This window comes from Brevundimonas sp., from assembly GCF_016742135.1.
Taxonomy (GTDB): Bacteria; Pseudomonadota; Alphaproteobacteria; order Caulobacterales; family Caulobacteraceae; genus Brevundimonas.
Map to the genome: position 1 here is coordinate 311157 of NZ_JACVCG010000004.1, position 21413 is coordinate 332569.

Here is a 21413-nt window from a genome sequence, read left to right on the forward strand (position 1 = left end):
TGAATGAACCAGCACACCGTCAAATCCTATGGAGACGAGCTGAACCAGCTGACGGCCATCGTCGCCCGCATGGGTGGACTGGCCGAAGCCCAGGTGGCCGATGCCATCGAGTCGGTGGCGCGTCGCGATGTGGCGCTGGCCCGGGCCGTGGTCGAGCGGGATGCCCGGCTCGACGCCCTGCACAGCGACATCGAGAAGAAGGCCATTCGTCTGATCGCCCTGCGCCAGCCTGTGGCCTCGGATTTGCGCAAGACCCTGTCGGCGATGAAGCTGGCGGTGGACCTGGAGCGCACCGGCGATCTGGCCCGGAATATTTCCAAGCGGGCGCTGATCCTGGCAGAAGGCGAGCCTATGCTGCCCCTGACCCGGTCGATCGAGCGGATGGGCAAGCTGGTGTCGATGCGGTTGCGGGATGTTCTGGATGCCTATACGGCGTCGGACGTCGACCGGGCGATGGGTGTCTGGACCTCGGACGACGAGGTCGACGAGCACTACAACAGCCTGTTCCGCGAACTGCTGACCTATATGATGGGCGACCCGCGCACGATCACGGCCTGTACGCACCTGTTGTTCATGGCCAAGAATCTGGAGCGGATCGGCGACCACGCGACCAATATCGCCGAGACTATCCACTATGAGATCACCGGCGGCGACATGATCGGTGAGCGGCCGCGCTGGACACCGACCCCGTCGGATTCCGACGTCATGGCGACCGACGACCCCCTGCGCCCGCAAGAGTCCTGAGCCCGGAGACCCCTATCGTGCAGCCCTATGTTCTTGTGATGGAAGACGAGGACGCGCTGGCGACCTTGCTTCAGTACAATCTGGAAAAGGAAGGCTATCGCGTCGTGGTCGCCGGTGACGGCGAGGAGGGGCTGGTCCAGATCGACGAGCGCCTGCCCGATCTGGTGCTGCTGGACTGGATGCTGCCCAAGGTGTCGGGCATCGAGGTGTGTCGCCGTATTCGCGGACGGCCCGAGACGCGCAACCTGCCGATCATCATGCTGACCGCGCGCGGCGAGGAGACGGATCGGGTGCGCGGCCTCGACACCGGCGCCGACGACTATCTGACCAAGCCGTTCTCGATGACCGAGCTGATCGCCCGCATCCGGGCGGTGCTGCGCCGCATCCGCCCAGGTCTGGCCGATGACCGGATCAACCACGGCGACATCGTGATCGACCGGGTGGCCCACCGGGTGCGCCGGGCGGGCAAGGAAATTCACCTGGGCCCGACCGAATTCCGCCTGCTGGACCACTTCATGCAGCACCCGGGCCGGGTGTTCAGCCGCGAACAGCTGCTGGACGCGGTCTGGGGCTCGGACGTCTATGTCGAGGCGCGCACGGTCGACGTTCACGTCGGTCGCCTGCGCAAGGCCCTGAGCGTCGAGGGCACCGCCAACCCAATCCGTACGGTCCGCTCGGCGGGCTATTCGCTGGATCTGGACGGCTGAGAGGGGCGCGAGTCCTCCATTAAATTCCTGCAAGGTGCGTCCACAGGCGCCTCCCGCATCCTCTCCAGATGACAGTCATGAGGGAGAGGGCGGATGCCGGATGCGGTTATGTTCACATTGGGATGGGTAGGCGCAGCGGGAGTGCTGGGCCTGTTGGGGGCCGTGGTCGCGCGCGGTCGCATTCACTGGGGCTGGCTGATCTCGGCGCTGGTTTTGATGGCCCTCTATGACGCGCTGTTGACGCGGGGGTATGGGACTATCCCGCTGACCCTGTGGCCCTCGGACTGGAATTGGGAGGGCAAGCTGATGGGGCTGGCGCTGGGGCTGGTTGTCGCCAGCCTGCCCTGGCTGGGCTGGAAGCGGGTGGGGCTGACGCTGGAACAGGATCGCCGGGGCCTGCCCGGGGCCCTGATGCTGTCGGCTGTGCTGGTCACCCTGTTCCTGGGACTGGCCCTCTATTTCCCGGGTCAGGGGTTTGATGCCGACAGCCTGGCGTTCCAGCTGACCATGCCCGGCTTTGACGAGGAGCTGTTCTATCGCGGCGTGCTGCTGCTGATGCTGAACGAGGCCTTCGGCAAGCCGGTGCGGGTGCTGGGGGCGCAGATGGGCTGGGGAGCCGTGGTGTCGTCCGTCGCCTTCGGTTTGATGCATGCGCTGGGCTACAGCGACGGGGCCTTTACGTTCGATACGGTGCTGATGGCCAGCACCGGCTTTGCGGCCCTGCTGCTGGTGTGGCTGAGGGAAAAGACGGGCAGCCTGCTTCTGCCGGTGTTGCTGCACAATTTCGGCAATGTGATCTTCATGCTGGTGTGAGGCGGGGGCGTCAGGTCGTCCCCGCCTCCAGCGCATAGACCCTGGCGCAGTATTCGCAGGTGACATGGATATTGCCGTCGGGCTCGACCATCTCGGCGCGCTCGTCGGCACTGAAGCTGTCGAGAACGGTGGCGATGCGATCAGCCGAGCAGCGGCAGCGGGCCTCGAGCGGCTGGGCGGCTTCGAGACGCACCCCGTCCTCATGGAACAGGCGGTACAGAAGTGTCTCTGACGGAACCTGGGGATCGATCAGCTCATCCGCACTGATCGTGTTGAACAGGGCGCGGGCGCGGTCCCAGGCATCTTCGGTCTCGCCGCGGGCGGCGTCGCCGGCGAGGCGTTGGATCATCATGCCACCGGCGCGCCAGCCGCTGCCGTTCTCGTCGGTCAGGTGGCCGACGGAGAGCCGCACCTCGGTCGGGATCTGTTCGGACTGCTGGAAATAGTGCTCGGCACACAGGGCAAGGCTGTCGCCCTCGATCGGGGTGATGCCCTGGTGGCGCTCGAAATCCAGGCCCTGGTCAAGCGTCATGACGAACACACCCTTGCCCAGCAGGCGGTGGGCACCGGGACGGGCGTCATCGGCGGTGAGGGCGGCGAGCTCGCCCTCGTCATAGCGGCAGTAACCGCGGAGAGTCCCTTCGGTGCCATAGTCGGCGACCACATAACGGACCGGGCCGTCGCCCTGGGCCTGGAGGATCAGACGGCCGTCGAATTTCAGGGCCGAGCCGATCAGGGCGGCCAACGCGCATGCCTCACCGAGCAGTTCCGCCACCGGAGCTGGATAGGCATGGGCCGACAGCACGGCATCAATCGCGGGCCCCATGCCGACGATGCGACCGCGCACGGGCTGGTCCTGGATCTGGAAGGCGGCGACCCGGTCGTCGGGCAGGCGGGAGGCGTCGGTCACGTCGATATCCTGTAGGGCAAGGCGCACAGATAGGAGGTAGGGAGGATCAATTTAAGCCCTTGCAAGCGTTGCCTTATGATAAGGGCGGAAACCGTGCGGGGCCTGCGCCGTTGTTTGGTCGGCCCCCTATGTGAACAAAGGCGACCGATGTCTGCAAAGCTCCGACTGAAACCGCTCAAGGATCAGGCGATCGTCATTACGGGCGCGACCTCGGGTGTCGGGCTGAGCACCGCGAGGCGCGCCGCCCGGGCAGGAGCCTGTGTCTTCCTCATCGCGCGCGGCGAGCAGGACCTGAAGACCCTGTGCGAGGAACTCCAGGCGGAGGGGGCTCGCGTGGCCTGGGCTGCGGCGGACGTGGCCGACTTTGACGCCCTGTCCGAGGCCGCAGACAAGTGCCGGCGCCTGTTCGGCGGGTTCGACACCTGGGTCAACAATGCGGGCGTGTCGATCTTTGGCCCGATCCGGGAGACCACGCTGGAGGATCAGCGGCGGCTGTTCGAGACCAACTATTGGGGCGTGGTCAACGGCTCGCTCATCGCGGTCGAGCATCTGCGCGGACGTCCCGGCGGCGGGGCCGTCATCAATGTCGGTTCGATCCTGTCCGATGCGCCGATCCCCCTGCAGGGAATCTTTGCCGCCTCGAAACACGCCGTGAAGGGCTTTACCAACTCGCTGCGCATCGAACTGCTGCGCGAGAAGGCACCGGTTTCGTTGAGTCTCGTGAAACCCGCCGCGATCGATACCCCTTACAACCGGCATGCGCGCAATCTGACAGGGCAGGCGGTGCAGAACCCTCAGCCCGTCTACGGTACCCATGTGGTGGCCGATACGGTGCTGTATTGCGCCAGCCATCCCATCCGCGAGATCACGGTCGGCGGCGGCGGGCGGCTGATCGCCTCCTTCTATTCGGCGCTGCCGGGGCTTGCGGAGCCGATCTTCGCGCGCTTTGCTCCGTCCATGATGCGCGACAAGACCCATGATTATCACCCCTGGGACGACGGTCTGTACGATCCGACCAATGACGGTCTGGCGGATGAGCTGCACTATCCGGTGGTGCGCCGGTTCAGCACCTTGGCCGAGGTGCGCAAACATCCCGGTATTGCCGGGGCCGTGGTCGCGCTGCTGGTCGCGGTGGGCGTCGGCTATGTGCTGCTGAACCAGAAGTCGGGGCCCACGCGGTTCGAGCGATGGAAGGCCCAGGCCGACCCGCGGCGCTGGCGGATGCCCTCGGTGCCGGCCATGTCCTGGCTGTCTCGATTCCGGTCCGATGGGGACGGACGGCTGGAGGCGCTGCAGGCCGAGTTGGATCGCTATGGCGGGCGAGCGCGGCGGGGGCTGGAGGACGCGGGCGGTCGCGCCCGGCGCTATGCCTCGCATGCTGGAGACTATGCCCAGGATCACGCGAAGGAGGGTGGGGCGGTAGCCGCCACCTTGGCCTTGCTGGGGGTTCTGGCCGCCGTGGCGCTGAAGGCCCGGCAAAACGACGCCTGAGCCGTTGCTGCAACTGCGAAGGTGGGTCAAGGTCGGGCTATGTCCGATGCACCCACGCTGATTTTCGACTTCGATTCGACACTGGTCGGCTTCGAGACGCTGGAGGCGCTGTCCGAACTGGCGCTGGAGGGCGCACCCGATGCCGGTGCGATCCGCGCCGAGATCGCGACCCTGACTGATCTGGCTATGTCGGGGACGCTCGGATTTGATGAAGCCCTGACCCGCCGGCTGACCCTGCTGCCGCTGACGCGCGACCACGTGAAGGCGCTGGCGGAACAGGCCGTGGCGCGACTGGCACCCTCGGTGGCGCGCAATGTCGAGACCCTGCGCGCCCATGCGGATCGCCTGGTGATCGTGTCCGGCGGCTTTCGCGAGGTGATTGCGCCCGTGGCCCGCCATCTGGGCGTGCGGGATGAGCGAGTGCTGGCCAACGACCTGATCTATGATGAGGCGGGCAGGGTGACCGGGGTGGATCGCACCAATCCCTTGTCGACGGACGGGGGCAAGGTGACAGCGATCCGGTCGCTGGGACTGTCCGGGCCGGTAGTCATGATCGGCGACGGCTGGACCGATGCCGAGGTGCGCCTGGCGGGGCTGGCCGACCGGTTTCATGCCTTTTGCGAAGTGGTTCGTCGTCCCCGCGTGGTGGAGGCTGCCGACGCCCTGGCCTCCTCTCTGGACGAGGTTCTGCACGCCGAGGGCCTGAGCGGGCGCTGGTCCTATCCCCGCAGCCGGATTCGCGTCCTGTTGCTGGAGTCAGTCCATCCTGGCGCGGTCGCGGCGCTGGAGGAGGCCGGCTATTCGGTCGAATGCGAGACCGGTGCCCTGGATGAGGAGACCCTGATCGAGCGGTTGAAGGGCGTGCATGTACTGGGGATACGATCAAAGACGGCCCTGAGTGAGCGGGTGATCGAGGCCGCTGACCGGCTGATGGCGGTGGGGGTGTTCTGTATAGGCACCAACCATATCGATCTGGATGCGGCCAGCCGCCGGGGCATTGCGGTGTTCAACGCGCCCTATTCGAACACCCGCTCGGTGGTCGAACTGGCTGTCGGATTGGCGATCGTCCTGATGCGGGGCGTGGTGGATCGATCCGCCGCGATGCATGCGGGACATTGGAACAAGAGCGCGCGGGGCGCGCGCGAGCTGCGCGGCAAGGCCCTGGGCATCGTCGGCTATGGCGCCATCGGCTCGCAGTTGTCAGTTCTGGCAGAGGCGCTGGGGATGCGGGTCATCTACCATGACCTGTCCGAGCGGCTGGCTCTGGGCAACGCACGACCCGCGACGTCGCTGGACACCCTGCTGGCCGAGGCCGACGTCGTCAGCCTGCATGTCGACGGACGGGCGGGGAATCACCGCCTGATCGGAGCTGCTGAACTGGCCCGGATGAAACCGGGTGCCGTATTGATCAATCTGTCGCGCGGTCATGTGGTGGACGTTGATGCCCTCGCTGAGGTCATGCGCACCGGGCACCTGGGCGGAGCGGCCGTGGATGTCTTCCCGGAAGAGCCACGCACCAATCAGGACCCGTTCGACAGCCCCCTGCGGGGTCTGGCCAATGTGATCCTGACACCGCATGTCGGCGGCTCGACCGAGGAGGCGCAGGAGGCCATCGGGGCGTTCGCGGCTTCACGCCTGCTGGGGTACCTCAACCGGGGCGATACGACCTTCTGCGTCAACCTGCCGAATGTTCAACTGTCGGACGTCCAGGGTGCCCACCGCCTGTTGCACATCCACCAGAACCAGCCGGGAGTGCTGGCCGCCCTGAATCAGGCCCTGTCCGATGCCGGGCTGAACATTCTGGGTCAGCATCTGAAGACTGATGGTCGCACCGGTTATGTCATCACGGATGTTGACCGGGACTATCGGGCTGGAGCGCTGGACGCCCTGAGACGTGTGCCCGGCACGCTTCGGTTTCGATCCCTCTACTGAAGGTTTCCCTTGCGGCATCTTGCGTGGCGGCCACAGGCGCGCGCAAACTGTGCCCAACAGTCGCAACGGACGACTGAGGGAGGATCACATCATGTCACGTTTCATGCGCACTGCCGCCGCAGCGGCCCTGACCCTTGCCGCGGGCGCTGCCCTGGCAGGCACCGCAAGTGCCCAGAGCTATAACCGCCTGGTCGTGTTTGGCGACAGCCTGAGCGACAACGGCAACCTGTTTCTGTTCACGGGCGGCACCCAGCCGCCAGCACCCTTCTATTTCCAGGGACGGTTCTCGACCGGGCCGGTGTTCGTGGAGCTGCTGGGTTTCAACCTGGGCCGATATGCGGCCGGGGACTCCAATGCAGGCAGCATCAACTATGCCTTTGGCGGGGCGCGCACAGACTTGGCCGGAGCGCCTCCGGGCATGCGGACCCAGCTGAACGCCTATCTGGGCGGCGGCGGAACGTTTGGTTCCGGTGACCTGGTCAGCATCCTCGGTGGTGCCAACAATATCTTCCAGGGCCTGCCCGCCGCCGGGGCCTCGGCCAATCCGGCCGGTGCGATGCAGGTCGTGTCGCTGTCGGCCGCAGCTGACATCAACCTGCTGGTCGACAGCGTGGCGGCAGCGGGTGCAGGGACTATTCTGGTTACCAATCTACCGAAGCTGAGCCTGACCCCGCAGTTCCGGGGTACCACGGCCGCGCCGCTGGCCGACTATGCCGTGACCACCTTCAACGGCGCCGTCTACAACGGGCTGAGCACCATCGCTGCCAACCGGCCAGGCACCAACATCATCCTGATGGATCTGTTCAAGATCGGTGACACCATCGCCGGAAACCCGACGGCCTTTGGCGTGACCAACGTCACCCAACCCTGCTTCAATCAGGTGACCCTGACCTACTGCTCGAACCCGAACGACTATTTCTATCTGGACGGTGTCCACCCGACGGCGGCGGGTCACCGCGCCATCGCCAGCCTGGCCAATGACTATCTGTATTACGGTGACCGGGGGGCAGCTACGGCCCATCAGGGTGAGCTGTCGCTGCGCCAGCGTGAAGACTCACTGGACCTCGGCTCCGAAGCCCTCTCGGGCTGGGCTGCGTGGGAAGCGGGTCGGACCACCCTGGATGTCAGCTTTACCGGGGATACCACGGACGTCGACGCGCGCGGCATTGTGCCGGACGCCAAGGTGGAAGGTCAGGGCATCCGCCTGGCCCTCGACCACAGCATGTCCGAAAGCTGGCGCATGGGCTTTGCCGGCAGCTTCCGTCAGGCGGAAACGGTCGCAGGCCCGACCCGGTTCGACAGCCAGAACTTCTCGTTCGATGCCTTCTTCGGCTGGCGCTCAGGCCCGATGTTCGCCAACGTCACGGCCGGTGCTTCACGAGACATCTATGAGGACATCCAGCGCGCCACGGGGGTCGGCCCGGTGGTCCACACCGGTGAGACCCGGGGTTACAGCCGCGGTGTGCGTGTACAAGGCGGGACCTGGTTCGACATGGGCGGCATCGCCCTGTCGCCACGCGTGGCCGTCACCTGGGCATCGACCGATGTCAGCGGCTATGTCGAGAACGGCGTCGCCGCCCAGTATGCCTATGAAGATCGCACGGTCGAGGGCATCACCGGGGAGGTCACACTGCGGGCCGAGAGCGGCATTGAGGGCGTGACCTTCTATGTCGAGGGGGGCTGGCGCGACAGCCTGGACGACAGCTCGGATCCGGTCGGAACCGGTCTGGCAGGCAGTCCGTCGCAGGTGCTTTACCGCACGATTGAAGACCCGATGGGTGGGCAGCTGCTGGCCCAGATGGGTCTCGAGGTCGACTGGGGCCCGGCGCGCGTCGGCCTGGGACTGAAGGGGCGCTACGGCGACCATGCGGACAGTTTTGTCGGTGGGATCACCCTGCGGATGCCGCTGAACTAGTCGACAGTGTCGAGGTATGAAGAGAGGCGGGGCCAGTCGGCTCCGCCTTTTTTCTTGGCTGAACAGGCGGTTCCCGGGTGCGACGTCCTGACGCGTCCCGCGCCTCATTCTCGTCCCAGGGGAACGGCAGAAGCACCCCCTCATTCGACGTGACCGGTTTCGGCCCCAGGGGGCTGCCGCTCCACCCGCTGCATGATCCAGAACGGAGACGCCGCCTGATGCGACGCCTTGACGCCCGCCTGCGCACCCTTGCCACTCAATCCGGACAGTCCTTCGGCCTTGTTGCCGTGGCCGTGATGGCGATGGCCGCCGCGCCGATCGCCGTTCCCGCGGGCGATCCCGTGCTGACTGTCGACGAAGGTCCGGTCGCGCCCCCGGTCGTGGCCGTGGCTGAACCGGCCGGGCCGGTGACGCGCGAGATCAGCTTCGAGGCCCCGCTGAAGGGCTACCCGATCAACTCGCGGTTCGGCATGCGTCGGCTGGGTGGAGAGGGTGCCGCGCGGCCTCACAATGGCGTCGACATGGCCGCTCCCACAGGCACCAGCATCTTTACCGCGGCCGAGGGCGTGGTGATCCGCACCGGCTATCAGCCCGAGGGCTATGGCCGCTTCGTCGAAGTGGCCCACCCGAACGGCATGACGACCCTCTATGCCCATATGAGCCGTGTGGACGTGGCCTCGGGCATGGCGGTGAGCGGCGGCGACCGGCTGGGTCTGGTCGGCTCGACCGGCTATTCGACCGGGCCCCACCTGCATTTCGAGGTTCGCCGGGGCGGCACGCCGATCAATCCGGCCCGCGTTCTGGGCCGCACCTTCGAGGTCGTGGTGATCGACGCATCCTGAGCCTCGCCCTCGGGATCATGACACGGAATTCATGAAAACGGGCGTCGATCCGCCACGACCAAGGTTGTCAAACACCCTTTACATACCCTAGGACTCGTATCGACCAAGAGTTTCCAAGGGGGGCGCATATGGACGCCGCACTGAGCCTGAACGACATCAGCAAGCGCTATGGGGCGTTTCAGGCCGTCAAGGATCTCAGCTTTTCGGTTCCCAAGGGCAGCATCTGCGGGTTTCTGGGACCGAACGGGGCGGGCAAGACCTCGACCCTGCGGATGATCCTTGGCCTGCAGCCGCCGACATCGGGCAGCCTGAGCATTCTGGGCGCACCGGACGGCCGTATGGTCCGGAACCGGATCGGCTTCCTGCCGGAAGAGCGCGGTCTCTACAAGAAGATGACCCCGATCGATGCGATCGCCTTCTTTGGGGCCCTGAAGGGCTTGCCAACGGGTGAGGGACGCAAGCGCGCCCGCGCCATGCTGAAACAGCAGGGGCTGGAGCACGCCCAGACCAAGAAGATGAAAGAGTTGTCCAAGGGCATGGCCCAGAAGGTGCAGCTGATCGCCTCGGTCGTGCACAAGCCCGAGTTCGTCATCCTTGACGAGCCGTTTTCGGGCCTCGATCCGGTCAACCAGCAGGGTCTGGAAGAAATGATCCGCGGTCTGGCCGCCGACGGCGCCACGGTCCTGTTCTCGACCCACGTGATGCAGCACGCCGAGCGGCTGTGCGACAAGGTGGTGCTGCTGGCCCGGGGGCAGAAGGCCTTTGAGGGCACGGTCGACGAGGCCAAGGCCACAACCCGCCGGTTCCTTGAACTGGAGGGCGATATCGCGGTCGAGTCGGCTAGGGCCCTCCCGGGTGTGGTGTCTGTCGAGATCGTGCGCAGCGATGGCCCCGTGCAGGTGCTGAAGGCCGAGCTGGCCTCGGGCGGGCGCGGGCAGGAGGCGCTGAAAGCAGCTTTCCTGAACGGTTTGGATGTGCGCCGCTTCGAACTGCGCGAGCCGACCCTGCACGACGCCTTTATCGGCCTGACGGGGGATGACCCCGATCAGGACCAGACCGTTCGCCGCGAGAGCCTGGAGGCCGCCCGATGAACCGCACTCTTCTGATCGCGCGGCGTGAGTTCGCCGCCTATGCCATGACGGTCGGCTTCTGGCTGTCGCTGCTGGCGTTTCCACTTTTCGGGCTACTGGGCGGCGGGTTCGCCTATCTGGTCAAGAACTCCGAGCCCGAGCGTGAGGTCGTCCTGATCGAAGAAGGCGCGGAGGCCACAGGTCTGGCCGCCATTGTTCGGGACGCGCTGGCCGAGGATGCCGAGCGGCAGGCCGCAGAGGCCCGGGAAGTCGTGGAAGCGGCGGAGAAGGCGACCGGCGCGCCGGTGCAGCCCGCAGTGGCAGAGGCGGCAACATCCGCCACCCGGTCCTCAATCCGCTTCGTCGAGGCTCCGGCCGATCTCGCAGCCTCGACGCCGGGGGAGGCGCAAGACGAGTTGCTTCGCCGGTATCTGGGCAAGGACATTCCCAGGTCGGAGCGACTGGATGCGGTGGTCTTCCTGACGCGCATTGACGGCAAGCCGACGGCCCGGGTCTGGAGCGCAAACGCCACCGATGGAGCGGTTCGACGGTTCGTGGGCGATGCCCTGAAATCGGCCAATCGGAGAGAGGTCTTCGCGGCCGCCGGGATCAATCCTGCGGTAGTAATTGAGACCGAAACCTATGATCCGCAGGTGCAGAGCTACTCGCCTCGATCGGTGAGCGGCGGGGCCGTGACTGATCGGGACAGGATCCCGTTGCTGATCGGCCTGGCCAGTAGCTTCCTGCTGTGGTCGCTGGTGATCACCGGTGCTTCCATCCTGCTTAACAGCGTAATGGAGGAAAAGTCGAACAAGATCCTTGAGGTGCTGCTGTCGTCAGCGTCGGCGACCGAGATCCTCGCCGGCAAAGTGCTGGGGGTCGCATTGCTCACGCTGACGGTCCTTCTGGCATGGGGTGGTCTGGGCGCGATCGGACTGATCACGGCGGCTCCGAGCTGGGCGGCGGATGTGGGCACAGCGCTGCTGGATAGCGGTTTGATCTTCTACTTCCTCGCCTACACGGTGGGTGGCTATCTGATGTATGCGGTGCTTTTCGCGGCTATCGGGGCCTTCTGCGAAACCCCCCGCGACGCACAGACGCTGATGGGGCCGATCATGATGGTGCTGGTGGTGCCGTTGCTGGTCGTGCAACTGACGCTGAACACGCCGGACTCGCCGATTGTTCGTATCTTGTCGTGGGTGCCCTTCTTCACCCCCTTCCTGATGCCTGCCCGGGTACCGTCCGAGCCACCCATGATCGAGGTGATCGGCACCATGGCCGGCATGTTTGCCTTTGCCCTGCTGATGGTGTGGATCGCCGGTCGTGCCTTCCGCGCCGGGGCCCTGTCCGACGTCAAGCTGAGCTGGAAGAGCTTTGCCGGCGCTATCCGGGGCGGGGGGCGGTAAAGGCCATCGCTTCACCTCCCCGTCAGTGACGGGGAGGAGGACCGCCCGGGCGATTTAGCCCGGGGGGTGGAGGGGGCGGCGCTGCGGTGTGCGGTTCGCTCGCGGACGACGCGGAGGATAAAGGCCAGCACGCCGTCCAGTTCGTCCCGCACATCCACAGCGGCGATCCGCACGACCCGTATGCCTTGGGCGGCCAGCCAGCGCGTTCGTCGCCGGTCATGTGATATCTGGTCCGGATGGTTGTGGCTTTCTCCGTCCACTTCGACGGCCAGCCGTGCGGCTGCGCAATAGAAGTCGAGGATGAAGGGGCCGCAGGGATGCTGACGTCTGAACTTGCAGCCTTCCAGCCGGCGTGCGCGCACCCTGACCCAGAGCCGGGCTTCCGGGGGGCTCATGGGGCGCCTCATCCGCTTGGCTCGCATGGGGGTGATGCTGTCTCCCATGCACGACAAAGTGGCATAGAGAGAACGTATTGGCAACCCTTAAGGGTGGCGCCGCCCCCTCCTGACCGCTGCGCGGTCTGTCCTCCCCATTCGCCTCCACGAATGGGGAGGTGAATGAAAAGGCCGCCCTGGTTGCCCGGGGCGGCCTTTGTGTATTCAGCGAAGTGCCGGGTCTTACCGGGGACGCGGCTTGGGCATCGGCAGCAGGCCTTCGCGCTGGGCGCGCTTGCGGGCCAGCTTGCGGGCGCGACGGACGGCCTCGGCCTTTTGACGGGCGCGCTTTTCCGACGGCTTTTCGTAGTGCACGTGGCGCTTCATTTCACGGAAGCTGCCTTCGCGTTGCATCTTCTTCTTCAGGGCCTTGAGCGCCTGATCGACGTTGTTGTCGCGGACGAAAATCTGAACCAGGGGTCTCTCTCCTTTGACTGCCCGCCGCGTCCTTTCTGAAGGGAGACGGGCAGACAAAAACACGGTTTCCCGCAAACCGAGGGCTTCCGGGTGAAGGCGAGCCGGATACACGAACCGGCCCCCCCTGTCCAGTTCGCTGTCGCAGATCGTCGCGGGGTTTTACGGGGGCTCGTCACCCCGATCCGGCGGGCCTAATATGGCGGCCATGGCAGCCTCCGACGAGACCGATCCCGACCGCTGGGCCCGCGAGACCGAACAGGCCGTGCTGGACCATGCCGTGGCGCTGGCACCGCGTCTGGGCTGGAATGCCACCATGGCCCGGGCGGCGTGTGCTGCGGCGGGTCTGTCGGAAGGCGATCAGGACCTGCTGCTGCCCCACGGGGCGCGCGATCTGGCGGCCCTGCTGTCGCGTCGGCACGATGACCGGGCCTTTGCCGCCCTGGCCGGGGTCGATCCGGCCACGTTGAAGATTCGCGAGCGCATCGCGCGGGGCGTCTCGGCCCGGATGGAGGCCGGGGCTGAGGACCTTGAAGCCTGCCGCAAATGCGCGGGGTTCCTCGCCCTGCCGCACAATGCCGAGCTTGGGCTGAAACTGGCGTGGGAGACGGCCGACCGCCAGTGGACCTGGGCCGGGGACACGGCCACGGACTGGAACCACTATTCCAAGCGCACCATTCTGTCGGGCATTCTGATCCCCGCGCTGACGATGCGCTGGTTCGACGGGCGCGAGGCGGCCGAGGCCTTTGTCGCCGACCGGATCGAGAACGTCATGACCTTCGAGAAGTGGAAGGCGGGCAAGGACTTCGAGGCCCCGCTGCGCAAGGTCACCGAGGTGCTCAGCCGGATGCGGTATGGGGCGCGGACCTGATGCTCGCTCTGGATGCCTTACCACCCGGGCCGTGTGTGAGTTTGGTTATCCAGGGGCGGCTCATATCCCAAGAGGCCGGGCCCATCCCCGAAGTCGACCCGGGGATCATTGTCATGCGCTGGACATGGCATCTGACATTCAAGGTCGAAAGCGTCGTCCTCGGCGACTTTGAGGGTGATGAACTGGATGCGACGGGCATTCAGCATGGAGGGATCCGTGAGGACTACGGTCGGACCTTCCTGTTGGGGCGCGTGGATGGTGGCTACAGGCTGGTTACGATTTCTCCGGACGAGCTTGTGAAGCGTCAGGATATCGCAGCCTTGGCCGCCCGCGTTGACAGCGAACTCTGCGAATAATGACGCCGACCGGATTCGCTGCCTAGAGTGGGTGTACGCGGTTGACGTGGGCCATCTTGCGGCCGGGGCGGGCCTGGCCCTTGCCGTAGAGGTGCAGGCGCATGTCGGACTTGCCGGCCAGCTTTTCCCACTGGTCGATCTCGTCGCCCAGCAGATTGGTCATTTCGACATGGGCGTGGGCATGGGTGGGGCCCAGCGGCCAGCCGGCGATGGCGCGGATGTGCTGTTCGAACTGGTCGCAGACGCAACCGTCCTGGGTCCAGTGGCCGGTGTTGTGAACGCGGGGGGCGATCTCATTGACCAGCAGGCGACCCTCGCCGAGGTCGAAAAGCTCAATGCCCAGCACACCGACATAGTCCAGCTGCTCCAGCACGGCGCGGGCGATGGCGCGGGCGCGGCGCTCGGTCTTTGAATCGACCTCGGCCGGGGCGACCGTGGTCTTGAGCACGCCGCCCTTGTGAGTGTTCCAGCCCAGCGGATAGACGGCGGTCTTGCCGTCCCAGCCGCGCGCGCAGATGATCGACAGCTCACGCACGAACAGGGCCCGGGCCTCAAGCACGGCAGGACGCTCGCCGATGGCGCTCCAGGCGGTCGCAGCCTGTTTCGCGGACTTGATCCAGACCTGGCCCTTGCCGTCATAGCCCTCACGCCGGGTCTTCAGCAGGGCGGGCAGGGGGATGACCTGAAGGGCGGTCTCAAGCGAGACCAGATCGTCGACCATGGCGAATTCGACCGTCGGGGCGCCGGCTTCGTTGAGGAAGGTCTTTTCCAGAATGCGGTCTTGGGCGACGGCCAGGGCGCGGGGGCCGGGGGCGACGCGGGCCCCCGCCTCGGCCAGCAGCTCGACCGACCGGGCGGGCACATTTTCGAACTCGAAGGTCACCACGTCACAGACGCGGCCGAAGACGTTCAGCGCCGTGGGATCGTCATAGGAGGCGACGATCTGGCCACGCGAGACGCGTCCGGCGGGACTGTTTTCCTCGGGGTCGAGGATGACGACATCAAAGCCGAGGCGCGAGGCGGCCTGGGACAGCATCCGCCCCAGCTGGCCGCCGCCCAGAATGCCGACGGTCGAGCCGGGGGCGAGGGCGGGGCGAACCGGAGAGGGCGCGTCGCTCATCAGTCCTCGACGGTTTCGGGCACGGATTCGGTCTGAGCCTCGCGGAAGGCGTCCAGCCGACCGGCGAGGACAGGGTCGTTCAGCGACAGGATCTGGGCGGCGAGGATGCCGGCGTTTTTCGCACCCGCCTCACCGATGGCGAGGGTGCCGACCGGGACTCCGCCGGGCATCTGGACGATGGAGAGCAGGGAATCGAGCCCGCTGAGCGCTTTTGACTGCACCGGCACGCCGAGTACCGGCAGGGAGGTCATGGAGGCGACCATGCCCGGCAGGTGGGCGGCGCCGCCGGCCCCGGCGATGATGACCTGAACGCCCTTGTCGCGGGCCTCGCGGGCGAAGGCGACCATGCGGTCGGGGGTGCGATGGGCCGAGACGACGCGGGCCGACCAGGCGACGCCCAGGCGGTCGAGGCTGTCGGTGGCGGCCTTCATCGTCGGCCAGTCCGAGCGGCTGCCCATGATGATGGCCACGGGGGCGGTGGCATCCCCTGCCGGAGGTGTCGGTTCCATGGAGGACGGGGCCATGGGTGTCCCTCAAACGCGCCCGTGGGGGCGGGAAGGGGCCGGTTACAGCACCCGCGTTGCGCCTGCAACCAAGCAGGTTAGCATCGGGGCGGGCGCGATCGCCTGAGTCGGGCCACGCAGGCCCTTATGCCGCCTCTGGAGTCTTGCCGTTTCCGTGTCCCAGACCACTGCCTTGCCGCCTGATTCCGAAGCTCTTGAGGCCGAGTTGGCCCGACTGCGCGCCGAGGTCGAGGCGCTGCGCGCGCGGGCGGAGGCGGCCGAGGCGGCGGCCGACCACGATGTGCTGACCCCGGCTCTGAACCGGCGAGGGTTCGTGACGGCGCTTCACCGGGCAATGGCCTATTGCAAACGCCATCAGGTGCCGGCGGTGCTGCTGTATCTGGATCTGGACGGCTTCAAGGGCGTCAATGACACATACGGCCATGCGGCGGGGGATGCGGCCCTGGTGCGGGTGGCCGAACTGATGAGGGACAATCTGCGGGAATCGGATGCGGTCGGCCGGCTGGGCGGCGACGAGTTCGGCCTGCTGATGATGAATGCCGGCATCGAGGAAGGCCGCGACAAGGCTGCGCGTCTGGCCGAGACCCTGAAGGCCGAAGGTTTCCGCCATGAAGGCCGGACCGTGCCGCTGGGCGGATCGTTCGGGGTCCGGGCCTGGACCGGGCAGGAAGATGTCGAAACCTGGCTGGCCGAGGCTGATGCCGCCATGTGGCTGAGGAAGCCGGGACGCAGCTGAGGCGTCAGGCGATGATGTCGGGCAGGATGCGGGCTTCGATCTTCACGATCTCGTCGCGCAGGGCCAGTTTCTGGCGCTTGAGGCGGGCGATACGGAGTTGATCCGGCACGGCGGTGGCGGCCAGGGCCTCGATCGCCGCGTCCAGATCGGCGTGTTCACGGCGCAGACCCCGGAGCCGGATGTGAAGCGCCAGTTCCTCTTCCGTAAGACTCGCGTCGTCGTTCATTGCAGCCGATACCCCTGATTTCCCTGTCTATAGACGAGCCGGTTTCAGGCTGAAAGACACGCGGTCAGGGTCTGGAGTTCCTTGCGCGGGGTAACCGGCGACCAGACGCGGGTCACGGCGACGAGGGTCTGGAGCGTATCGGCCCCGGGCGCTGGCTCACGCGGCAGATGCTCCAGCGCCTGCATCAGGTGGTGTTCGGCGCGGCGCTCCAATTCGATGGTTTTCTGGCGGATATCCAGACGGGCTCCGGTCTCCACATCCGGGTGGGGCGACTTGAGCCTGCGGCGAAGCGCGCGCAGCGGATCGAGGGTCGTCTGGTCCCAGGCGCGGGCAATATCGCAGGCGGCCTCGAGCGTATCATCGGACGCGCCCTCGGCCCGCGACGCGATCCAGGCCGCCCACAGCAGCAGCGGAACGCACTGGCCATGGCGGTCCTGCAGATCGAGGCAGGCGTCGGCCACGCCGTCCCGGCCGTAGGCCTCTATCGCCCAGTCCCAGAAGCCGGGAGCGCTCATGATGTGGGCCCGCTGAGGCCGCTCCAGCGGGTAACCGGTGACCAGTCCAGATCGAACAGGTCCAGCACGCGACCGACGCTCTGGTCGATCACCTGGTCCAGATTGTCGGGACGGGCGTAGAGGGCGGGCAGAGGCGGCGCGATAATGGCACCCATTTCCGACAGGGCGGTCAGGGTGCGCAGATGGCCGAGGTGGAGGGGGGTCTCGCGGACCATCAGGACCAGGCGCCGTCGCTCCTTGAGCGTGACGTCGGCGGCGCGGGTCAGGAGGGTTGAGGTGATGCCCGTGGCGATCTCGCCCGCGCTTCGGATGGAGCAGGGCGCGATCACCATGCCACGCGTCCGGAAGGAGCCGGAGGCGATCGAGGCCCCGATGTCGCTGACCTTGTGCACCACATCGGCGCGGTCGGTCAGGTCCTGCGGCGAAAGGTCTGTCTCCTGCGACAGGGTCAGAAGGGCCGCGCGCGACACGACAAGGTGCGACAATACGCCCATGTCCCGAAGGGCGTCGAGCATCCGCACGCCATAGATGACGCCGGAAGCGCCGCTGATGCCCACGATCAGGGGGCGATCGTCCCGGGATACGGCAGAGTTCAAAACTTTGACCCTTTTTGCGGCGACCCTGTTCAGCGTCCGGGGCGATCCGAATCACCGAAACGTGATTCCACACGGTCGCTGTCCGGGCGCTCAATCTACTGGTCCCTTAGACAAGGAGGCGCAAGCCATGACCATCGAGGCGCGTATTCGCGAACTGGGAAACCGTCACCGCAATCTGGATGCCGCGATCCAGAAGGAAACGACCCACCCGGCTACCGATCCGCTCTACCTCAAGTCACTGAAACTCCGAAAACTCAGGCTGAAGGAACAGATTGCCGGCCTTGAGCGACAGAGCGGATAGTCAGGCTGTCCAGATCATGAAAACGGCCCCGGAGATGCTCCGGGGCCGTTTTTGCATGTTCGGGGTGATCGGCTTAGTCGCGCGAGCCGAACACAGACTCGGCGGTGTGCTGGCTGCGAGCCTCCGGCGCATCAGGCTCGAAGGCCGGTTCGATATCGGCCTCGGCATCAGCGGCCTGCAGGGTGGCGCCCCCCTTCTTCGCGTCATCCCTGGCCTTTTTCTCGGCCGCCTTGCGGATCACCTCATCGAGGACGATCTGACCGACCAGACCGAGGGTGACGGGATCGACGGCCTTGATATTGGCGCTGTTCCAGTGGGTGCGATTGCGCACCGTCTCGATGGTGGCCTTGGTGGTGCCCAGCAGCTTGGAGATCTGGGCATCGGTCACCTCGGGGTGGTTCTTGACGAACCACATGATCGCGTCGGGGCGGTCCTGACGACGCGAAACCGGCGTGTAGCGCGGCGGAGCCTTGGCCGGCTTGAGCAGTTCGGCGTGGCGGCTGACGACGGCCTTCATGCGATAGGTTTCATCGGCTTGGGCCTTGTCCAGCTCGTCGCGGGTCAGCTGGCCGTTGACCAGCGGGTCGGCACCCCGGATGTCGCGCGCCACATCACCATCGGCGATGCCGCGAACCTCGAGCGGGTGCAGGCCACAGAAATCGGCGATCTGCTCGAAGGTGAGGGAGGAATTGTCCACCAGCCAGACCGCAGTGGCCTTGGGCATGAGAATGTCGGTCATGACGTCGTTCCGGTTCATGAAGGGGCCCGGAAGCCGGGGCCCGGAAACAGCGGCGCCCGACCTTTCGGCCGGGCGCGGAGGCTGTTTGTATAGGCGCATTCCGCCGAAAAGAAAACGACATATGGCAAGGTCATACAGCCAAGGTTCATGTCCGGCGTTGAACAGTGGGCCCATGGAGGCGTTTGGGCCTCAGGGATTTAGCTGGAGGAGAAGAGGATGTTGAGTTTGGCAGGAGTGGCCGTAGCGTCGGCCCTGGCTCTGGGCGGCAATGCCGCCATCGTCGATCAGGACCCGCAACGGGCACCGGGTGGCAGCTATCAGGATCCCCAACGCGTTTCCCCCCGCGGTAGCTATTCGCGGACCTGCAGCGGCGACTATGTCAATCAGGGTCGGCTATACGCGGACTGTCGCGACGAGCGCGGCCAGATCCGGGGGACCTCCATCGAGTTGAACCGCTGTGGTCCCTACGACATCGCCAACAACAACGGTCGTCTGGTCTGTGGGCCGCATAGGGGTGACTTCGAGGACCGTCCCGGCAGCGGCGGTGGCTGGGGTGGCGGTGGTGGCTGGGGCGGTCGTGCCGAAGTCACGGTCTATCGTGACGCCGGTTTCCGCGGCGCCTCGACGACCTTCACGGGTGAAATGCCCAATCTGGACCGCACCGGCTTCAACGATCAGATCAGCTCCATGCGGTTCCGGGGCGAGTGGGAGGCCTGCACGGACGCCTACTTCCGGGGCACCTGCCAGCGCTTCGACGGCGACGTCAGCAATCTGAGCCGCTGGGGCATGAATGACCGGATATCGTCGCTGCGCCCGGTTGGGCGGGGCGGTCGCGGCGGCCGCTGGTAATCAGTCGACCACCAGAACGATCTTGCCGATGTGCTCGCCCGCTTCCAGCCGGAGGTGGGCGAGACCGGCATCCGCCAGTGGGAAGGTCGCATCGATCCGGGGGCGCACCTGCCCCGCCTCGACCCATGGCCACGCCCTCGCGCGCACAGCCGATATCAGGCGGGCTTTTTCCTCCGCACTGCGGGACCTGAGCGTGGAGCCGGTGAGGACGATCCGTTTCAGCATCAGCCGCATCAGGTCGATCTCAGCGCGGGCACCGCTCTGGGTGGCGATCACCGACCAGCGTCCGCCGGGTTTGAGCACAGACTGGTTGAGGGCGGCATAGTCGGCCCCCACCATGTCCAGGATTACATCGACGCCGCCGGCTTCGCGAATGGCGGATTCCAGGTCGTCGCTATGGGCATCCAGGCTGAGATCGGCGCCCAGGGCACGCGCAGCTTCGGCTTTCGTCTTGCCACGTGAGGTGGCGATGATGCGGGCCCCCGCAGCCTTAGCCATCTGGATGGCCGTGACGCCGATCCCGCTGGTGGCGCCATGGACCAGCAGGGTCTCGCCCGCCGTCAGTCGCCCGTCCTCGAACACATTGGCAAAGACGGTTGCAAGGGTCTCCGGCAGGGCCGCGGCAGCCACAAAGTCCATATCATCGGGCAGGGGGAACAGATGACGGGCATCGACCACGGCCTGCTCCGCATAGCCACCCCCGCCCAGAAGGGCGCAGACCCGGTCGCCGACGGTCACCCCGGTGACCCCTTCGCCGAGCCGATCGACCTCGCCCGCCACTTCCAGACCCAGAGTGTCAGGCGCACCGGGGGGCGGAGGATAGCGGCCCTCACGCTGCAGCACGTCGGGCCGGTTCACACCGGCGGCCCGTACCCGGATACGGACCTGACCGGGGCCGGGTTCCAGGTCCGGAGCCTCAGCCAGCGACAGAGCGGTGGCAGGGCCCGAGCCTCCCTTGATGGTGATGCGTTTCATGGGGTGCCCTTGCAATCGTCCGTGTCCGGGCGTTCACATAGGGGCCACCGGAAAGTGAACCAAGGAGGCGGGCATGATCATCGACGACGCCGAACCGAGGCCGCAACGCGGAGCCCTGCTGGGCCAACTGGCCCGTGAGGATCTGGATCTTTATTCGGTCGAGGAATGTCAGGACCGGATCGCCCTGCTTGAGGCCGAGATTGTCCGGGTGAAAGCAGCCATGGAGACAAAGTCCGCACGCAAGTCAGCCGCCGAGGCCCTTTTCAACTTCGGCTCGTAACGGCACGGTTGGCGTGGCATGACCGTTGCAGGCGACCAGGCGACGCGGTTTCGGCTGCGGCGACAGGATTCACGTACAGGTAATTTGTGTTGATGACTGAAGAGACGCCCTCGCCCGAGCTGCCTTCGGCCGTCATGGTTCCCGACGGTCGTGTCGCCGTGGTGACCGATTTTGCCGCCTCAGACCTGTTCGAGCGCACCTTCCGCGAGGGCATGGAACTGGTCGAGGAGACAGCCGCCTATCTGGACGGAGAGGGACGGCGGGACTCCAAGCTTCTGTCGCGCTCAAGCGCCCTGGCCTATGCGGGCGAGAGCATGCGCCTGACCACCCGGTTGATGCAGATCGCCTCGTGGCTGCTGGTTCAGCGCGCCGTGCGGGAGGGCGATATGGCGGCCAGTGCGGCGTGCGAGCCCCGCTACCGGCTGGCACCCCGCAAGGTCGAGGGCGAGACGCCGCCGCCGGCGGACTTGCCGATCGCGCTGGTGGAATACGGGGTCCGGGCCGAGAAGCTGTACGACCGGATCCATTATCTGGATCGGCGCATGTACGTCGACGCCACCCCGCCGGCGGACACGCCGAACCCTGTGCAAAGTCAGTTCGACCGATTGTCAGCAGCCTTCGGGGCCCCCGGCACTCCGACCTGAAGT

26 protein-coding genes and 1 pseudogene are annotated in these 21413 nt (G+C 66.2%); 17 read left to right on the forward strand and 10 right to left on the reverse strand.

The features are described from left to right. Positions 1–3: 3 nt before the first annotated feature. The 3 genes from phoU to IBJ06_RS10585 all read left to right on the forward strand — a co-directional run bounded on the left by phoU (position 4) and on the right by IBJ06_RS10585 (position 2264). Entirely contained in the window at positions 4–744 is a 741-nt protein-coding gene (phoU, locus tag IBJ06_RS10575; protein WP_292160043.1) for a phosphate signaling complex protein PhoU, read from the forward strand. A gap of 17 nt (positions 745–761) precedes the next feature. Continuing rightward, complete coding sequence (gene phoB, locus IBJ06_RS10580) at positions 762–1451, forward strand: phosphate regulon transcriptional regulator PhoB (protein WP_123288353.1); 690 nt, start codon at positions 762–764, stop codon at positions 1449–1451. A gap of 93 nt (positions 1452–1544) precedes the next feature. Next, complete coding sequence (locus IBJ06_RS10585) at positions 1545–2264, forward strand: CPBP family intramembrane glutamic endopeptidase (protein WP_292160046.1); 720 nt, start codon at positions 1545–1547, stop codon at positions 2262–2264. Positions 2265–2274: 10 nt separating this feature from the next. Here IBJ06_RS10585 and IBJ06_RS10590 read toward each other — a convergent pair whose 3' ends face one another. Continuing rightward, positions 2275–3180, reverse strand: a complete 906-nt coding sequence (locus IBJ06_RS10590; protein ID WP_292160182.1) for an Hsp33 family molecular chaperone — start codon at positions 3178–3180, stop codon at positions 2275–2277. A gap of 141 nt (positions 3181–3321) precedes the next feature. Between IBJ06_RS10590 and IBJ06_RS10595 the strand changes: the two genes are divergently transcribed. The 7 genes and pseudogenes from IBJ06_RS10595 to IBJ06_RS10620 all read left to right on the forward strand — a co-directional run bounded on the left by IBJ06_RS10595 (position 3322) and on the right by IBJ06_RS10620 (position 11830). After that, complete coding sequence (locus IBJ06_RS10595) at positions 3322–4665, forward strand: SDR family oxidoreductase (RefSeq protein WP_292160048.1); 1344 nt, start codon at positions 3322–3324, stop codon at positions 4663–4665. A 39-nt stretch (positions 4666–4704) separates the two neighbouring features. Beyond that, positions 4705–5235 (forward strand): annotated as a pseudogene (locus tag IBJ06_RS13315) (HAD-IB family phosphatase); the annotation flags it as partial. Positions 5236–5367: 132 nt separating this feature from the next. Then, positions 5368–6597: a phosphoglycerate dehydrogenase gene (gene serA, locus IBJ06_RS13320; RefSeq protein WP_365812565.1), complete on the forward strand. Its 1230-nt coding sequence runs from the start codon at positions 5368–5370 to the stop codon at positions 6595–6597. A 91-nt stretch (positions 6598–6688) separates the two neighbouring features. Continuing rightward, complete coding sequence (locus IBJ06_RS10605) at positions 6689–8512, forward strand: autotransporter domain-containing protein (protein WP_292160051.1); 1824 nt, start codon at positions 6689–6691, stop codon at positions 8510–8512. Between the two features lie 218 nt (positions 8513–8730). After that, complete coding sequence (locus IBJ06_RS10610) at positions 8731–9354, forward strand: M23 family metallopeptidase (RefSeq protein ID WP_292160053.1); 624 nt, start codon at positions 8731–8733, stop codon at positions 9352–9354. A gap of 128 nt (positions 9355–9482) precedes the next feature. Beyond that, positions 9483–10445: an ATP-binding cassette domain-containing protein gene (locus IBJ06_RS10615; RefSeq protein WP_292160055.1), complete on the forward strand. Its 963-nt coding sequence runs from the start codon at positions 9483–9485 to the stop codon at positions 10443–10445. Continuing rightward, positions 10442–11830, forward strand: coding sequence for an ABC transporter permease (locus IBJ06_RS10620; RefSeq protein WP_292160057.1), 1389 nt, complete (start codon positions 10442–10444; stop codon positions 11828–11830). Before IBJ06_RS10615 ends, IBJ06_RS10620 begins: the two co-directional genes overlap by 4 nt. A gap of 11 nt (positions 11831–11841) precedes the next feature. Here the strand turns inward: IBJ06_RS10620 and IBJ06_RS10625 are convergent, their stop codons facing one another. Both IBJ06_RS10625 and rpsU read right to left on the reverse strand, forming a co-directional pair. Continuing rightward, complete coding sequence (locus tag IBJ06_RS10625; RefSeq protein WP_365812531.1) at positions 11842–12273, reverse strand: endonuclease domain-containing protein; 432 nt, start codon at positions 12271–12273, stop codon at positions 11842–11844. Between the two features lie 174 nt (positions 12274–12447). Beyond that, positions 12448–12681: a 30S ribosomal protein S21 gene (rpsU, locus tag IBJ06_RS10630; RefSeq protein WP_123288363.1), complete on the reverse strand. Its 234-nt coding sequence runs from the start codon at positions 12679–12681 to the stop codon at positions 12448–12450. A gap of 205 nt (positions 12682–12886) precedes the next feature. Here rpsU and IBJ06_RS10635 point away from each other — a divergent pair, with 205 nt between their 5' ends. Both IBJ06_RS10635 and IBJ06_RS10640 read left to right on the forward strand, forming a co-directional pair. Then, positions 12887–13549 carry a COQ9 family protein gene (locus tag IBJ06_RS10635; protein WP_292160061.1) on the forward strand — a complete coding sequence of 221 codons (663 nt, stop codon included), beginning with the start codon at positions 12887–12889 and terminating at the stop codon, positions 13547–13549. Further along, positions 13549–13905: a hypothetical protein gene (locus IBJ06_RS10640; protein WP_292160063.1), complete on the forward strand. Its 357-nt coding sequence runs from the start codon at positions 13549–13551 to the stop codon at positions 13903–13905. The genes IBJ06_RS10635 and IBJ06_RS10640 overlap by 1 nt, the downstream gene beginning before the upstream one ends. Positions 13906–13927: 22 nt before the next feature. Here the strand turns inward: IBJ06_RS10640 and IBJ06_RS10645 are convergent, their stop codons facing one another. Beyond that, a complete protein-coding gene (locus IBJ06_RS10645; RefSeq protein WP_292160065.1) occupies positions 13928–15025 on the reverse strand; it encodes a 5-(carboxyamino)imidazole ribonucleotide synthase in 1098 nt (365 codons plus the stop codon). After that, complete coding sequence (gene purE / locus IBJ06_RS10650) at positions 15025–15534, reverse strand: 5-(carboxyamino)imidazole ribonucleotide mutase (RefSeq protein WP_292160185.1); 510 nt, start codon at positions 15532–15534, stop codon at positions 15025–15027. Before purE ends, IBJ06_RS10645 begins: the two co-directional genes overlap by 1 nt. Positions 15535–15703: 169 nt before the next feature. On the opposite strand from purE, the gene IBJ06_RS10655 reads away from it, so the two are divergent. Then, entirely contained in the window at positions 15704–16285 is a 582-nt protein-coding gene (locus tag IBJ06_RS10655) for a GGDEF domain-containing protein (protein ID WP_292160067.1), read from the forward strand. A gap of 4 nt (positions 16286–16289) precedes the next feature. On the opposite strand, the gene IBJ06_RS10660 is transcribed toward IBJ06_RS10655, so the two are convergent. From IBJ06_RS10660 to IBJ06_RS10670, 3 genes are read right to left on the reverse strand one after another with little or no spacing between them, the layout of a single operon-like run. Next, positions 16290–16511 (reverse strand): DUF465 domain-containing protein, encoded by a 222-nt coding sequence (locus IBJ06_RS10660; RefSeq protein ID WP_292160069.1) that lies wholly within the window; start codon positions 16509–16511, stop codon positions 16290–16292. A gap of 44 nt (positions 16512–16555) precedes the next feature. Beyond that, positions 16556–17026 (reverse strand): TIGR02444 family protein, encoded by a 471-nt coding sequence (locus IBJ06_RS10665; protein ID WP_292160072.1) that lies wholly within the window; start codon positions 17024–17026, stop codon positions 16556–16558. After that, on the reverse strand, positions 17023–17622 hold the full coding sequence (locus tag IBJ06_RS10670) for a UbiX family flavin prenyltransferase (protein ID WP_292160074.1): 600 nt from the start codon (positions 17620–17622) through the stop codon (positions 17023–17025). The genes IBJ06_RS10665 and IBJ06_RS10670 overlap by 4 nt, the downstream gene beginning before the upstream one ends. Positions 17623–17749: 127 nt before the next feature. Between IBJ06_RS10670 and IBJ06_RS10675 the strand changes: the two genes are divergently transcribed. Further along, entirely contained in the window at positions 17750–17923 is a 174-nt protein-coding gene (locus IBJ06_RS10675; RefSeq protein WP_209119845.1) for a DUF465 domain-containing protein, read from the forward strand. A 73-nt stretch (positions 17924–17996) separates the two neighbouring features. Here IBJ06_RS10675 and IBJ06_RS10680 read toward each other — a convergent pair whose 3' ends face one another. Next, on the reverse strand, positions 17997–18662 hold the full coding sequence (locus IBJ06_RS10680; protein WP_292160078.1) for a cell cycle transcriptional regulator TrcR: 666 nt from the start codon (positions 18660–18662) through the stop codon (positions 17997–17999). A gap of 216 nt (positions 18663–18878) precedes the next feature. Between IBJ06_RS10680 and IBJ06_RS10685 the strand changes: the two genes are divergently transcribed. Then, positions 18879–19511, forward strand: coding sequence for a beta/gamma crystallin-related protein (locus IBJ06_RS10685; protein WP_292160080.1), 633 nt, complete (start codon positions 18879–18881; stop codon positions 19509–19511). Here the strand turns inward: IBJ06_RS10685 and IBJ06_RS10690 are convergent, their stop codons facing one another. After that, entirely contained in the window at positions 19512–20486 is a 975-nt protein-coding gene (locus IBJ06_RS10690; RefSeq protein ID WP_292160082.1) for an NAD(P)H-quinone oxidoreductase, read from the reverse strand. A gap of 73 nt (positions 20487–20559) precedes the next feature. Here IBJ06_RS10690 and IBJ06_RS10695 point away from each other — a divergent pair, with 73 nt between their 5' ends. Beyond that, a complete protein-coding gene (locus IBJ06_RS10695) occupies positions 20560–20766 on the forward strand; it encodes a DUF1192 domain-containing protein (RefSeq protein WP_292160084.1) in 207 nt (68 codons plus the stop codon). Positions 20767–20900: 134 nt separating this feature from the next. Then, complete coding sequence (locus IBJ06_RS10700; RefSeq protein ID WP_292160187.1) at positions 20901–21410, forward strand: DUF1465 family protein; 510 nt, start codon at positions 20901–20903, stop codon at positions 21408–21410. Positions 21411–21413: the final 3 nt, after the last annotated feature.